The sequence below is a fragment of the Acinetobacter sp. genome, from assembly GCF_041919735.1.
Classification (GTDB): domain Bacteria; phylum Pseudomonadota; class Gammaproteobacteria; order Pseudomonadales; family Moraxellaceae; genus Acinetobacter.
Genome location: NZ_JAYRTF010000014.1, coordinates 36,383 through 48,464, shown reverse-complemented (window position 1 = coordinate 48,464; position 12,082 = coordinate 36,383). Strand labels below are relative to the sequence as shown.

Sequence of the window (12,082 nt, the reverse complement as noted above, 5' to 3'; positions counted from 1 at the left end):
CCGCTTCAACACCTCGATCCTCTATTGAAATGAGTAATTTTGTGTCAAATGCTGCATCTGCAACAAGCAATTCTTATGAATTAAAAAAAATGTTTCACTTGATGGTGCCTATTTTGGTCACACAGTTTGCCCAAGCCGGTTTTGGACTGATTGACACCCTCATGGCTGGACACCTCTCCGCCAACGATTTGGCCGCCATTGCTGTCGGTGTCGGGCTGTGGATTCCTGTCATGCTGCTGTTCAGCGGCATCATGATTGCCACTACGCCGCTGGTGGCCGAAGCCAATGGCGCGCGCACGCCGGAAAAGATTGCGGTGATTGCCCGCCAGTCACTCTGGGTCGCGCTCATTCTCGGCATTATTGCCTGCCTGATATTGCAGATTGCGCCTTTTTTGCTGCCAATTTTAGGCGTGCCTGAAGCCTTGCTGCCCAAAGCCAGCCTGTTCCTGCATGCCATTGGTTTCGGCATGCCGGCTGTGACTATGTATGCTGCGCTGCGCGGCTATTCTGAAGCCTTGGGCTATCCGCGCCCAGTCACCGCCATCAGCTTAATTGCGCTGCTGGTGCTGATTCCGCTGAACTTTATTTTTATGTATGGCTTAGGGCCGATTCCGGAATTGGGCTCTGCAGGCTGCGGCTTCGCCACGGCAATACTGCAATGGCTGATGTTCTTTGCTTTGGCTGCCTATATTTTAAAAAGTCCCGCCTATGCCGCGACACAGCCGTTCAAAACCTTTGAGCCGATCAATCGCATCTGGGTGAAGCGCATCCTAAAACTGGGCCTGCCGATTGGCCTCGCCATTTTCTTTGAAGTCAGCGTTTTCAGCACGGCTGCCATTATTCTCAGCCCGCTGGGCGAAATTACCGTGGCCGCGCATCAAATCGCAATCTCCATCACCTCGCAGCTGTTTATGATTCCCATGTCCTTGGCCATTGCCCTGACTATCCGCGTCGGCACCTATTATGGCGAACAAAACTGGCCCGCCATGCGCAAAGTCCAGTATTTAGGACTGCTCACCGCGACGGTGCTGGCGCTGGCCACGATGACCCTGCTCTGGCTGCTGCGTTTTGATATTGTCTCTTTATATACCAGTGATTATGACGTGGCGGTGGTTGCAGTCTATTTGGTGCTGTTTGCCATTGGCTATCAGCTGATGGATGCCTGGCAGGTCAGCGCGGCCGGCTGCCTGCGCGGCATGCAGGACACCAAAGGGCCGATGTGGATCACCATGATTGCCTATTGGGTCATTGCCTTGCCTGTAGGAGTTTATTTATCGCGCTATACCGATATGGGCGCAGCCGGCGTATGGGTCGGTCTGATCGTTGGGCTGACGGTGGCTTGCGTGCTGCTGCTGACGCGTTTGTATATGAATAATCAGAAGATCAACCTGAGTTAACGATTCAATAGATAAAATTGAATGAATCATGCTGTTTGAATACAGCATGATGCATTCAAACAGCTTAAATTAAACGCATCCTGATGCTCTGAGCAATAAATCAGCAATCCCAAACTCAAGCAGAAAAATAATAGGATGAAATGAAATTGCAGGTTTGCGCCAGCATCCAACAGCAAATGCAATGTCAAAACATCCATAAATGCCCAGACACCGTTATAAGTCATTGCATGAATCAGTGTATTGGCAGGCGCTAATTTTGCAGTTTAAACCCCTTTCGCAATCTGCAGGCAAAGCGCCCATTTCATCAATAATCGGAAAGCCTAAAAATTTTATCCATGCATGCACAATCATGCGCTCTTCTATTTTTATCCATTATTTTATTCATTCCACCATATCAGAGCAGGCGCAGCTGAAGATCAACAATAGCGCCGAATGCATCCAATTCACTTCAATTGCAGCTGATAAGCCGCTTTAAATTTTTCAGACAATTCAGACTCATCGGCTGCCTCTTTGGTAATCACCTGTCCCACAATCACATCCGTGCCATTAAAGGTCATGGTTGGTGCGCCATACAGCTCATAGCCTTCATTCAGCGCTTTGGTCACGCGCGCGCAGAAGGCCACATCATCTTTGCCGGTCAGGTATCTATAAATTTTCACGCAGGCTTCATCTCAGCATTTCACTTCAGGCTATTCTAAGCTAAATCCGGCAAGATGGTCATATCGCACTGGCCGCAAATCTTTCGAAAAAGCATCGATTCATGATAAAGAATCAAAGAGAAACAAAGATTTAACATTTTAAAGTAGGCAGCTGAATAATAAGCGCCTATGATCAGAACCATATTAAAAATTCAAACTTGAGGCATCACCCATGGCAAAAACGGCAAGTACACCCGGCCGCCGCTTTATGAAACTTGCCAGCATGACAGCAAGTATTGCAAGCAAAACTGTTACCAACTCCATAAAAAACTTAACTGCCGATGAAGAGCAGAAAAATGCCTCGCGCAGCAAACTCTTTCAGGATATCGGCCTGCAAATTGCCGATACCTTAGGGGAAATGAAAGGCGCAGCCATGAAAGTCGGCCAAATTGCCTCACAGTACAAAGATATTTTCCCGCCCGAAGTGGCAAAAGCGATCGGCAAACTGCAGCGCCAGGCGCCGCCGATGCCTTTTGCAGAAATTAAAGCTCAGGTCGAAAAAGAACTGGGCAAGCCGCTGCTGAAGATCTTTAAAAGTTTTGATGAAACCCCTTTTGCCGCAGCGTCTATTGGCCAAGTGCATAAAGCGGTTCTGCCCGATGGCCAGCAGGTGGTCGTAAAAGTGCAGTATCCCGGCGTCGATGAAGCCTGTGAAAGCGATCTCAAGCAAGTGCGGCTGGCGCTGCGCCTGATGGGGGTGCTAAAAGTCGACCGCAAGCTGCAAGACCGTTTATTTAACGAAATTCAGGACAGTCTGGACAATGAGCTGAATTATCAGATTGAAGCGCAAAACTTAGAGGTGGCCCGGGTCTTTCATGAAAAGCTCGACAGCAAAGTGATTATTCCCAAAGTCTTTAATGATTACTCCTCGCGCCATGTGCTCACGCTCAGTTTAGAAGAAGGTGAAAGCATTGAAACCGCCAGCGCTTGGCCGCTGGAAACCCGCAATGCCTTAGGCCGCCGCCTGTTCCGCGCCATTGGGCAGGAAATTTTCTTCCTCAAGCGTTTCCACTGCGACCCGCATCCCGGCAATTTTGCCTTTCGGGAAGACGGCACGGTGATTATTTACGATTTTGGCGGCGTGAAAATTCTATCCAATGAAATTGTGCATCATTTTAAAGAACTGATTCAGGCGGCCCGGGCCAGCGATATTGCAGAAATAGAAAATCAGCTGGATGCGCTGCATTCCCTGTCCGAGAAAGGCAAATTCCCTGCAGAACTGTATGAGGCTTGGCTGGAAGTGCTGATGCGCCCATTGACCACGCAGTATGATTTTGCAGAAAACTCAGCGCACCATGACGGCGTTGAACTGGTGAAATCCTCACTGAAATACTGGGATGTATTCAAGCCCTCACCGGATACCCTGATGGTCAACCGCACAGTATCCGGCCATTACTGGAATATGATCCATTTAAAAATGCAGGACAACCTGTCCGATCTGTTTGAAGAGCTGGTGCCGCCGCGTTCATAAGTTTTTTTGCAGTTTCAGCTCAGCTCAAAACCCGCCGATTCAAAGATAAGACTCAAAGCCGATGCCCAGTTACAGAAAATGTACTGGGCATAATTTGCATTTTTAGATGTTATGTTATAACATTTCATTTGTGCAGAATCATCAGGAGAATCCCCATGCGTGCAAACATCCATCCGAACTATCGTGACGTGCTGTTTCATGACACCAATGCCAACGCCTTTTTTGTAATCGGCAGCACCTTGGAAACGGCGCAGACCCGTGAGCATGAGGGCAAAACCTATCCTTATGTGACTTTGGATATTTCCAGCGCATCTCATCCGTTTTATACCGGCGAACAGCGTCAGACCAGCAACGAAGGCCGTGTCGCCAGCTTCAATAAACGCTTTGCGCGTTTCAAACGCTCACAATAAGTTCATATTCAGTTAAGGTTTTGCTTTTAAAGTAAAACTATTGAGAAGCCTAAGACCCCCTCCTCCAGCTTAGGCTTCTTTTTTTATGCCTTATTTTTTTATTTTCCCAGCCATTTACAGCCGCCATGCTGAAACGGAATATGGCTTTTTAATTCTTTAGTAGGGCCTGAAATAAATAGAAGCCCAAGCTTAAAACAATGACGCCCACCATCAGGCTGGAAAAGGCATAGCTCAGCGCCAAGCCGTTTTGCCCCTGCCGCAGCAATTGGAAAGTTTCCAGGCCAAAACTGGAAAAGGTGGTAAACCCGCCCAAAATCCCCACCATTAAAAATAATCGGGCTTCCTGCTGCAGTACCGGATATTTCTGCGTAAACGCAAAAAATACGCCGGCCAGAAAACAGCCCAGCGCATTCACCCACCAGGTGGTCCACGGAAACAGTCCGTTCGGCTTCATCAGCCAAACGCTTGCGCTGTAGCGAAAACATGCCCCAATTGCGCCGCCGAGGGCAACCAATAGCCAATTCATGTATAGTCCAAATCATTCATCAATAAATGCGCCCAGCGTGCAGGCAAGGCCTCACTATAACGCAAAAAATCATCATATTTCTAATGAATCTCAGCGCTGAAACTTGCTATATTGCCCGCGTTTTCATTTATTTTTCTATGGATTGAGAAACTCATGGCTCAAGAATTATTAAACCAGCTTCACACTGGCGAAGCGAAATTTGCAGATGTGCTTGCATTTATTGAAGCACGCTATACGCATGTTGCAACAGCATTCAAAAATGGCCAGCAAGCCAACGGCGCCAATGAAAACCAAGGCAGTGCAAAAGTGTTTGCTTTTGCGCAGCTCAATGGCCTCGACCCAGCGCAAACTTTAAGCTTATTTGCAGAGCATTATGCTTCTGTTTTGGCGGCTCCAGAAAGCGCAGATCATCAGAATATCCGCCAGTTTATGCAACATGGCTGGGACGGCATTCAATTTGAAGGCCAAGCGCTGACAGCCAAATAATTATTTAAAGGCATTTCAATTCATTAAATGCCTTCGGTGCTGAAACTGCAATATCGTCCATAACATGCGGAGATTGGCACGGCCTCAAGAGGCTTGATCAGTTCAATGCCTTTGCGCAGGCGATTGTTTACTTTTGACTGGGCAAAAGTAAACAAAACCACTTGTTTCCTGATGATGCGTCCCTGCATCACAGGAAAAGGCCGGCGTCCTGCCGGCCCACTCATCTCAAATACCTATTGCAAAATTCAATGCGCTTCTTCAGAAAGCTACATTAAGAAATTCGAACTCGGCATGTCCATTCATCCACCGGCGCATTTTCCCATGCCCGCACATGTTTTAAATGCAGCAATTCTTCACCGGGCTGTGTTGCCGTAAAACGGTAAATTTTCTGACCGCCTTTACCCACGGTTGGCACTTCAGATTTAGACTGATCAGCCTCGTAAATTTCTTCAGTCTTAAACAGTTCCGGATTTTTATCGACCGTCCAAACGTAGCCTGTGCTTGGGTTTTCATCCAAAATCACTTCCAGCGTTTGACCGCGGTCCATTTCCAAAAGCGTAGGACAGGACTGCTGTCCAGTAAAAATATGGGTTTCACCATCGACCGTGGAACTCATGCTGCTGCATCCCGCCAAACCTAGGCCCAGCATTGCCGCCAGACCTAGCGCTTTTAAATTCATAACCTTAACCTTTGTATTGATTCATCACTGCATGTTTAACTGTGCTTTTTTACGACAAATGACCCGCAGTTTCTTTGCATGCAGGCCATTTTTAAAATTCGATCCTGCTTAGCTTTTTACCCGTTCAATCCACTGAATGGAATCAACACGGAAGACTTCACAGGCGCCGTCGCCGGTATCTGTCGGGGTGAGAGAAGATGTCCACACCAAGTTTTTATCTTTAATTTCCACTAAATCGCCTTTTAAGCGCACCAAATCGCCGCGTTTCACTTTTTTAATCTGTTTGGCAATTTCCGGATTGGATGGAATGATGTGCATATTCGATACCATCATCATCGCCTGTTTTTCCGGTACAGGAACTTTGTCCATTTTCCAGTTTAAATAACGATCATACTGATTCACGGTAATATGGCGGGCAATTTCCGGCTCGGCAAACAGGCCCCAGCTCACGGCATAATCAATCGGCGAAAACTTGGCCTGTTCATCATCGCGGTATTCTTTGGAGCCTAAAATACGGAAATCGCCATAAAAAGGCTTCAGCACGGAAATGGACTGGTCTTTTGCGGTGGGCGCCAAGCCTTTGGCAATATTGTAATCTGCCGATGCATGCACGCCCGCATTCAGCAGCATCATCACCGCTGCAGCACTGAATAAAATACGTTTGATCATCGGCTTACCTCTTTATCTGGCTGTGGTCTATTGATGTCTTTACGCTGCGGCTGGCCAGCATGCCGCCTGCCTGCGAAAAGCCGCTTGCAGCGCTGCCTATCCGCATCTACTTAACAAGGCTGAAATTAAAAACAGCTTAAATCAGCCGCAATTTCACAGCGCGGTTAGATACTTGTAACTCTATATTACGCAAGAAATTAGAAGAAACTTTAGCGTCTTGGTAACAATGCGCAAAGTTCTGAAGCCAGAACGCTTAAACTCTGTATAAAGTTCAGCTAAGCTGTAGCCTGCAGAAATAAAAATAGTGAATAAATGATTTATACATTTTATCGGCAGCATATTTTTCCGCATTTGCTGAATCAAGTGATGCAAACCCCCAGCTTAATGGACAAGCGCCGCGAGCTGCTGCTGCCTGTTTCCGGCGAGGTGCTGGAAATTGGCTTTGGCACTGGGCTGAACCTGCCCTTTTATCAGCAGGTGAATACCTTATACGCCTTGGAACCGAATCCGGATATTTACCATCTGGCGGCGCAGCGCGTACATGAAACCCCGTTTGAGGTGCAGCATATCCAAGCCCGTGCAGAAAAACTGCCTTTTGCCGACCAGAGCCTGGACCATATTGTCAGCACATGGACGCTCTGCAGTATCGCCAATTTAGAGCTGGCGCTGAATGAAGTCTACCGCGTCCTGAAAGCGGGCGGCACCTTGCATCTGGTCGAGCATGTTTTGCATAACGACAACCGCACGATTCAGCGCCTGCAAAACCTGCTGACGCCCATTCAAAAGCGGGCGGCGGATGGCTGCCATCTCAACCGCAATATTGAGCGAGCCATAATAAATGCCGGATTAGAACTGGAGGAATGCCGGTATTTTGATGCTGCTGGCATTCCAGCCATTGGCCAGCGCATGCTGCTGGCGCGGGCTGTGAAACGCTAATGCGCAGATGGGCAGCATCAAGTGGCAAACAATGACCTAGATTAAAACCTGTATAAAAGTGATTTTCACTATTGCGCATTGCGGTCTGGGACGCGGGATGCTCATGCCCGTAACAAAATGCTTCTGCGTTTTCAGCTGCATGACCTCGGCATATTGCCCCTGAAGCTGCACGTGCTGTCCGGCTTTTAAACGGCGCAACTGTTTTGCAATGTGTTCATTCGAAGCGATGGCGCTGATATTCAAACTGCCTGCGCGGATTTCATCTGCGCTTAGGCTGGCATTGGGCTGCAGCTTAAACTCATAGCAGCGGCTGTGCTGATCAAAATCGGCCTGTTTCAAGCGTGAAGGATCCGCCAGCGCCCCTTGCGCCAGCAGAACATCAACATTGCTGAGATATGCCAGATCATTAAACTCGCCGACCCATGCCGATGTTCGGAACAGCATGCGGCTTTGCGGCGCATAAAAACGCTGTCCGATTACCGTAAAGCGCCCTGAAAATTCACGGCGCGGCTCGACCTTAAAATTCTTCAGCACGCCCGCCTGCTCTAGATGAGGAATTTCTCTGAAATATTCTTTCCAGCCCCAAATCAGCAGCGCTAAAGCTGCAAAAGTCCACAGTAACGGTTTCATTCCAGCAGGCTCCGCATTCAGCAATTAAGCATCATCAAAATCAATGCGGATGGTTTCAAAACGCAGCCGGCCTTCGGCAATCGCTTGCGCAATCGCCTGCTGGCCTTTGGTCAAGCGCGCCCCGCCGCTTTTAATGTCGATCAGCACCACTTCTATATCTTCCGCCAAGCCATCGCCGTCACGGTAGTCGGTATAGCCGTCAAAGACAATATAATCGATGGGATCCCCCAGAAATTTGGCATCGCTCGGCAAATATTGAAATTCCGGCATAATCGGCGCCAGCTGTTCAGCCATTTTGCCTTTCAGCACGGCGCGGCTGGTATTCACGCTGCGCTTTTGCGCGGCAGCCAAAGCCTGCTGATGCTCCAGCTCCAATTCCGCAATATACTTTTCATACTCTGCGCGCACGCGGCCATTGCGGGTATTGCTTAAAATCATGGTCGTCAGCACCACGCCTATGCAGGCGCCGATCAGCATTGCCATCCATACGGACATTGAGTCTTCCTAAATTAAAAATCGCGCTTGTTGAAATTGCATGAATTGCACTGCGACTTTGGTCATCCGCCCTGTCCAGCGCAGAAAAGAATGATATGCTAGCGCTGAGCAGAATAAAATCATTTAGGGTCATGAAAACAATTTTAGTTGCCAATCAAAAAGGCGGATGCGGAAAAACAGTTACAGCCATCAATCTGGCGTCGGCGCTGGCGCAAAAAGGCTATAAAGTGGCTTTGGCGGATGCCGACAACCAAAAATCCGCGCTGCAATGGCTCAAGCAGCGTCCGCAAACAGCAGCGCCGATTCAAAGCCTGGACTGGCGCCATGAAAAATCGATTGGCGATGCCCCTAAAAATACCGAATACCTTATTATTGATGCGCCAGGCGCCTTGTCTGGCGAGCATGCCGAGCAGCTGATCAGCGAAGCGCATGCCATCATCACTCCGCTGCAGCCGTCTTTTTTTGATATTGACTCCACCAAGCGCTTTTTGAAGCATTTGCAGGATATTAAACGCATCCGCAAAGGCAAAGTTCAGATTTTGCTGATGGCGAACCGCGTCAAGCCAAACTCCGCCAGCGCTAAAGACATTCAGGAATTTTTCAATAAAATTGAACAGCAGCCTGCGGTCTGGATTTCTGAGCGCACCGCCTATGGCCAGCTGGCCATGCAGGGCTTAAGCATCTTTGATAAAACGCAAAAAAATTATTTAAGCATGCAGACGCAGTGGCAGCCGCTTTTAAATGCTATTATTGACGATCCAAGCAATTGGTTTTAATGCAGATTAAAACCACCGCCCTTGAACTGAATAATTCATCCAATACTTACCAAGCACTCATGTTCGAGCGCTTTTTTTTCAGTTAATATGGCTTACCGCCCTCGTCAGTGATCATGAATTCAGTGCAACAGTACGCGCCCACCTTGCAGAAAATCTTATTGTTCGGACTGTTTTTTGTCCTGATTTTCCTCAGCTTCAGTGTCCTGAAATATTTTATTGTCCCGGTCGTATGGGCTGCGATTATTGCCTATATGACCTGGCCGCTGTATCAGCGGGTTTTGCGTCTATGCAAGCACCGCCCGACGCTCAGCGCGACCTTGATGATCCTTCTGGTGATGCTGGTTGTCGGCCTGCCGGTAATTTTTTCGATTTTCCTGCTGCAGCACGAAGGCCGCAATTTATATTATGAACTGCAAAAGCAGGTATTTTCAGGACACGTCAATGTGCCTGACTTTATCCGCCAGCTGCCGTTTATCGGCAAGGAAGTGTCACGGACGCTGCGTGAACTGAACAATGACCCGAACAGCATTATTCAGTCCTTCCAGCTGTGGATTCAGGGCCATCTCAATTACGGTAAAATTTTGCTGAATGAAGTCAGCAAAAACATCTTCAAACTGTGTTTTGCAGTGATGTCGCTGTTCTTCTTTTACCGTGACGGCCAAACCATTTTAAGCCAAGTCAGCAGAGCCTTGGAAAAGGTCATCGGCCCGCGCATACATCACTATTTGGCGACCATTTCCGACACCACCCGCGCCGTGGTTTATGGCGTCGGCCTGACTGCTGTGGCGCAGGCTGTCCTCGCGGGCCTCAGCTATTTTGTGGCGGGCGTGCCGAACCCGATGCTGCTGACCATTGTGACCTTTATCTTCGCGCTGATTCCATTTGGCCCGCCGGTCGCCTATACCTCCGTCTCGCTGTGGCTGTTCTCTCAAGGGCAAACCCTTGAAGCCATTGGCGTCATGGCATGGGGAGTCTGCATTGTCAGCACCGCCGACAATGTGATCCGCCCGCTGGTGATTTCCGGCGCAACGCAAATTCCCTTCCTGCTGATCATGTTTGGCGTATTGGGCGGGCTGGCAAGCTTTGGCATGGTCGGCTTATTTGTCGGCCCGGTCATTTTAGCGGTGCTGCTGGCGATTTGGCGCGAATGGCTGCACGAAACCAATATCGAACCGGTAATGATGCCTAAAGCCAGCATGGTGCATGATTTGGATCAGGACACCGATCAGAATCTGAACGCATCTCAGGATGATTCAACTGCGCCCAAGAAATAAGCCTGAGCCTGCTGATGCCGCGCAGCGGCGCTGAATACGCCGCCGCAGCGCAGGTTACAAAGCCTTGACGTAAATGGCATGGCAATCCTATTTCCAACCTGCTTCACTGGTTGAGATAAAAACAGATAGGATGCATTCAACATGACCACCCCTTTGCTGAAACTCAAGCTCAGCGCAGCCTGCGCATTGGCTGCGCTCATGGCGGCCGGCTGCTCGACCACAGCCACGCTGCCATCAAACAGTACAGAACAAATCGTCACACTCAATGCGGTGAATGCGCAAGGCATTGGCGCGCCAATCGGCACAGTCGCCTTGCGTGACAGCCCTGCCGGCCTGATGATTCGCACTGACCTCCGCCAATTGCCGCCCGGCCCGCACGGTTTCCATATTCATGAAAAAGGCTCATGCAGCCCTGCCGAAAAAGACGGGAAAATGGGCGCAGCGCTTGCTGCAGGCAGCCACTATAACCCCAATCATGCTGAACACCACGGTACGCCATTGACCGGCCATCTTGGTGATTTACCCTTGCTGAATGCCGCGGCAGACGGCACAGCCAAAGTCACCCTGATCGCGCCGCGCGTGAAAGCCGCTGATGTACAAGGCCTCGCCATTATGGTGCATGCCGGCGGCGACAACTATTCTGACTCGCCGAAACCTTTAGGCGGCGGCGGTGACCGCATTGCCTGCGGCGTCATTGAATAACCCTGTGCTTTGATCATTGAATGCCATGCTTCGGTTCCATCACACGGTGCCAGTTATGTGGATAAGCCGCTCAGCTGTGGATAACTTGACTGTTATTCACAGCCCCCCTTAAAAGCAATCATCCACTTAAATGCAATTTGTGAAAGAGCGCATGCAGCCGCAGACCGCATGTCCGTGGCTGCATGCCAACATTCTGGTCCATAGCGGCGGCTGGGCATTCGGTGATGGCCGCAAATTCATAGCCGGAATGCTGGATACGCAGGTGCTGGACTTGATGCTGTGGTGCAAAGAGACCTTGCTGAATGTCCTGCAGCATCAGCAGGCGCTGCGCACGGCCTTGCTGGAGCCAGACATTCAATAGCCATTCAAGCTGAATCAGCTGCCAGCATTCAAATAAGCGCGGGCATTAAAACCAAGCTGCAAACTTGGTTTTAATCTTTGATTTTTATCAAAAAACACTCACAATAAAGTGAAAATTAAAGTTTCTTAAAGCGGATAAATTGATTACACTCAGGTGTCATTCTCATTGAAAAAGTGACCATGAATATTCAGACTTTACGCATTGTTGGCGCACTTGAAGGCATCTCTTTCCTGCTTTTGCTCGGCATCGCCATGCCAATGAAATATATGCTGGGCAACCCAGTCTTGGTGAAATATATCGGCATGGGCCACGGGGTTTTATTTATTGCCTTTTTAGCCGTGCTATTCGTTGTTTGCGAAAAGCAAAAATGGTCTTTAAGCGTCTTTCTGCTTGGCTTAATTGCATCGATCCTGCCGTTCGGGCCTTTTGTCTTTGATGCGAAATTAAAGAAATTTCAACAGCCCGCAGCCGAGCCGCAAACTGAAGGCTAAAGCTGTAAAATCTGTGCCTTAAAAGCCAGATGCTGACGGCTCGCCTTGAAGATCTTTATATTAAAAGCCAAGCCATAAAAA

16 protein-coding genes are annotated in these 12,082 nt (G+C 49.0%); 10 read left to right on the top strand and 6 right to left on the bottom strand.

Annotation, left to right across the window (positions count from 1 at the left end; genetic code table 11):
• Positions 1-29: 29 nt before the first annotated feature.
• Positions 30-1,397: an MATE family efflux transporter gene (locus ACE3T3_RS09715; protein ID WP_374666376.1), complete on the top strand. Its 1,368-nt coding sequence runs from the start codon at positions 30-32 to the stop codon at positions 1,395-1,397.
• A gap of 443 nt (positions 1,398-1,840) precedes the next feature.
• On the opposite strand, the gene ACE3T3_RS09710 is transcribed toward ACE3T3_RS09715, so the two are convergent.
• On the bottom strand, positions 1,841-2,056 hold the full coding sequence (locus tag ACE3T3_RS09710) for a DUF1737 domain-containing protein (RefSeq protein ID WP_374666374.1): 216 nt from the start codon (positions 2,054-2,056) through the stop codon (positions 1,841-1,843).
• 211 nt (positions 2,057-2,267) lie between these two features.
• On the opposite strand from ACE3T3_RS09710, the gene ACE3T3_RS09705 reads away from it, so the two are divergent.
• On the top strand, positions 2,268-3,566 hold the full coding sequence (locus ACE3T3_RS09705; protein WP_374666372.1) for an ABC1 kinase family protein: 1,299 nt from the start codon (positions 2,268-2,270) through the stop codon (positions 3,564-3,566).
• 155 nt (positions 3,567-3,721) lie between these two features.
• Complete coding sequence (locus ACE3T3_RS09700) at positions 3,722-3,976, top strand: type B 50S ribosomal protein L31 (protein ID WP_374666370.1); 255 nt, start codon at positions 3,722-3,724, stop codon at positions 3,974-3,976.
• 148 nt (positions 3,977-4,124) lie between these two features.
• Here ACE3T3_RS09700 and crcB read toward each other — a convergent pair whose 3' ends face one another.
• Positions 4,125-4,502, bottom strand: a complete 378-nt coding sequence (gene crcB, locus ACE3T3_RS09695) for a fluoride efflux transporter CrcB (protein ID WP_374666368.1) — start codon at positions 4,500-4,502, stop codon at positions 4,125-4,127.
• A 153-nt stretch (positions 4,503-4,655) separates the two neighbouring features.
• Here crcB and ACE3T3_RS09690 point away from each other — a divergent pair, with 153 nt between their 5' ends.
• On the top strand, positions 4,656-4,988 hold the full coding sequence (locus ACE3T3_RS09690) for a HopJ type III effector protein (RefSeq protein ID WP_374666366.1): 333 nt from the start codon (positions 4,656-4,658) through the stop codon (positions 4,986-4,988).
• A 271-nt stretch (positions 4,989-5,259) separates the two neighbouring features.
• Here the strand turns inward: ACE3T3_RS09690 and ACE3T3_RS09685 are convergent, their stop codons facing one another.
• On the bottom strand, positions 5,260-5,667 hold the full coding sequence (locus tag ACE3T3_RS09685) for a protease inhibitor I42 family protein (protein ID WP_374666364.1): 408 nt from the start codon (positions 5,665-5,667) through the stop codon (positions 5,260-5,262).
• A gap of 108 nt (positions 5,668-5,775) precedes the next feature.
• Positions 5,776-6,300: a hypothetical protein gene (locus ACE3T3_RS09680; protein WP_374666452.1), complete on the bottom strand. Its 525-nt coding sequence runs from the start codon at positions 6,298-6,300 to the stop codon at positions 5,776-5,778.
• Positions 6,301-6,648: 348 nt separating this feature from the next.
• Between ACE3T3_RS09680 and ACE3T3_RS09675 the strand changes: the two genes are divergently transcribed.
• Positions 6,649-7,272, top strand: a complete 624-nt coding sequence (locus tag ACE3T3_RS09675; protein ID WP_374666362.1) for a class I SAM-dependent methyltransferase — start codon at positions 6,649-6,651, stop codon at positions 7,270-7,272.
• A 36-nt stretch (positions 7,273-7,308) separates the two neighbouring features.
• Here ACE3T3_RS09675 and ACE3T3_RS09670 read toward each other — a convergent pair whose 3' ends face one another.
• Together ACE3T3_RS09670 and ACE3T3_RS09665 are read right to left on the bottom strand one after the other, a co-directional pair.
• Complete coding sequence (locus tag ACE3T3_RS09670) at positions 7,309-7,902, bottom strand: hypothetical protein (RefSeq protein ID WP_374666360.1); 594 nt, start codon at positions 7,900-7,902, stop codon at positions 7,309-7,311.
• Positions 7,903-7,926: 24 nt separating this feature from the next.
• Positions 7,927-8,397, bottom strand: a complete 471-nt coding sequence (locus ACE3T3_RS09665; RefSeq protein ID WP_374666358.1) for a Holliday junction resolvase-like protein — start codon at positions 8,395-8,397, stop codon at positions 7,927-7,929.
• A 131-nt stretch (positions 8,398-8,528) separates the two neighbouring features.
• On the opposite strand from ACE3T3_RS09665, the gene ACE3T3_RS09660 reads away from it, so the two are divergent.
• The 5 genes from ACE3T3_RS09660 (at position 8,529) to ACE3T3_RS09640 (ending at position 12,001) form a co-directional block, all read left to right on the top strand.
• Complete coding sequence (locus ACE3T3_RS09660; protein WP_374666356.1) at positions 8,529-9,173, top strand: ParA family protein; 645 nt, start codon at positions 8,529-8,531, stop codon at positions 9,171-9,173.
• A 113-nt stretch (positions 9,174-9,286) separates the two neighbouring features.
• Positions 9,287-10,447 carry an AI-2E family transporter gene (locus ACE3T3_RS09655; RefSeq protein WP_374666354.1) on the top strand — a complete coding sequence of 387 codons (1,161 nt, stop codon included), beginning with the start codon at positions 9,287-9,289 and terminating at the stop codon, positions 10,445-10,447.
• Positions 10,448-10,588: 141 nt separating this feature from the next.
• Positions 10,589-11,149, top strand: coding sequence for a superoxide dismutase [Cu-Zn] SodC (gene sodC, locus ACE3T3_RS09650; RefSeq protein ID WP_374666352.1), 561 nt, complete (start codon positions 10,589-10,591; stop codon positions 11,147-11,149).
• A 130-nt stretch (positions 11,150-11,279) separates the two neighbouring features.
• A complete protein-coding gene (locus tag ACE3T3_RS09645; protein WP_374666350.1) occupies positions 11,280-11,510 on the top strand; it encodes a hypothetical protein in 231 nt (76 codons plus the stop codon).
• A gap of 179 nt (positions 11,511-11,689) precedes the next feature.
• Positions 11,690-12,001: a DUF3817 domain-containing protein gene (locus tag ACE3T3_RS09640; RefSeq protein ID WP_374666348.1), complete on the top strand. Its 312-nt coding sequence runs from the start codon at positions 11,690-11,692 to the stop codon at positions 11,999-12,001.
• Positions 12,002-12,082 lie beyond the last annotated feature (81 nt).

What these genes read in the sequence shown, in the direction of transcription:
- ACE3T3_RS09675 (WP_374666362.1), top strand. Translation starts at nt 6,649, where the DNA reads ATGATTTATACATTTTATCGGCAGCATATTTTTCCGCATTTGCTGAAT.
- ACE3T3_RS09680 (WP_374666452.1), bottom strand. Translation starts at nt 6,300, where the DNA reads ATGATGCTGCTGAATGCGGGCGTGCATGCATCGGCAGATTACAATATT.
- ACE3T3_RS09655 (WP_374666354.1), top strand. Translation starts at nt 9,287, where the DNA reads ATGAATTCAGTGCAACAGTACGCGCCCACCTTGCAGAAAATCTTATTG.
- ACE3T3_RS09670 (WP_374666360.1), bottom strand. Translation starts at nt 7,902, where the DNA reads ATGAAACCGTTACTGTGGACTTTTGCAGCTTTAGCGCTGCTGATTTGG.
- ACE3T3_RS09690 (WP_374666366.1), top strand. Translation starts at nt 4,656, where the DNA reads ATGGCTCAAGAATTATTAAACCAGCTTCACACTGGCGAAGCGAAATTT.
- ACE3T3_RS09645 (WP_374666350.1), top strand. Translation starts at nt 11,280, where the DNA reads ATGCAATTTGTGAAAGAGCGCATGCAGCCGCAGACCGCATGTCCGTGG.
- ACE3T3_RS09640 (WP_374666348.1), top strand. Translation starts at nt 11,690, where the DNA reads ATGAATATTCAGACTTTACGCATTGTTGGCGCACTTGAAGGCATCTCT.
- ACE3T3_RS09705 (WP_374666372.1), top strand. Translation starts at nt 2,268, where the DNA reads ATGGCAAAAACGGCAAGTACACCCGGCCGCCGCTTTATGAAACTTGCC.
- crcB (WP_374666368.1), bottom strand. Translation starts at nt 4,502, where the DNA reads ATGAATTGGCTATTGGTTGCCCTCGGCGGCGCAATTGGGGCATGTTTT.
- ACE3T3_RS09685 (WP_374666364.1), bottom strand. Translation starts at nt 5,667, where the DNA reads ATGAATTTAAAAGCGCTAGGTCTGGCGGCAATGCTGGGCCTAGGTTTG.
- sodC (WP_374666352.1), top strand. Translation starts at nt 10,589, where the DNA reads ATGACCACCCCTTTGCTGAAACTCAAGCTCAGCGCAGCCTGCGCATTG.
- ACE3T3_RS09665 (WP_374666358.1), bottom strand. Translation starts at nt 8,397, where the DNA reads ATGTCCGTATGGATGGCAATGCTGATCGGCGCCTGCATAGGCGTGGTG.
- ACE3T3_RS09700 (WP_374666370.1), top strand. Translation starts at nt 3,722, where the DNA reads ATGCGTGCAAACATCCATCCGAACTATCGTGACGTGCTGTTTCATGAC.
- ACE3T3_RS09660 (WP_374666356.1), top strand. Translation starts at nt 8,529, where the DNA reads ATGAAAACAATTTTAGTTGCCAATCAAAAAGGCGGATGCGGAAAAACA.
- ACE3T3_RS09715 (WP_374666376.1), top strand. Translation starts at nt 30, where the DNA reads ATGAGTAATTTTGTGTCAAATGCTGCATCTGCAACAAGCAATTCTTAT.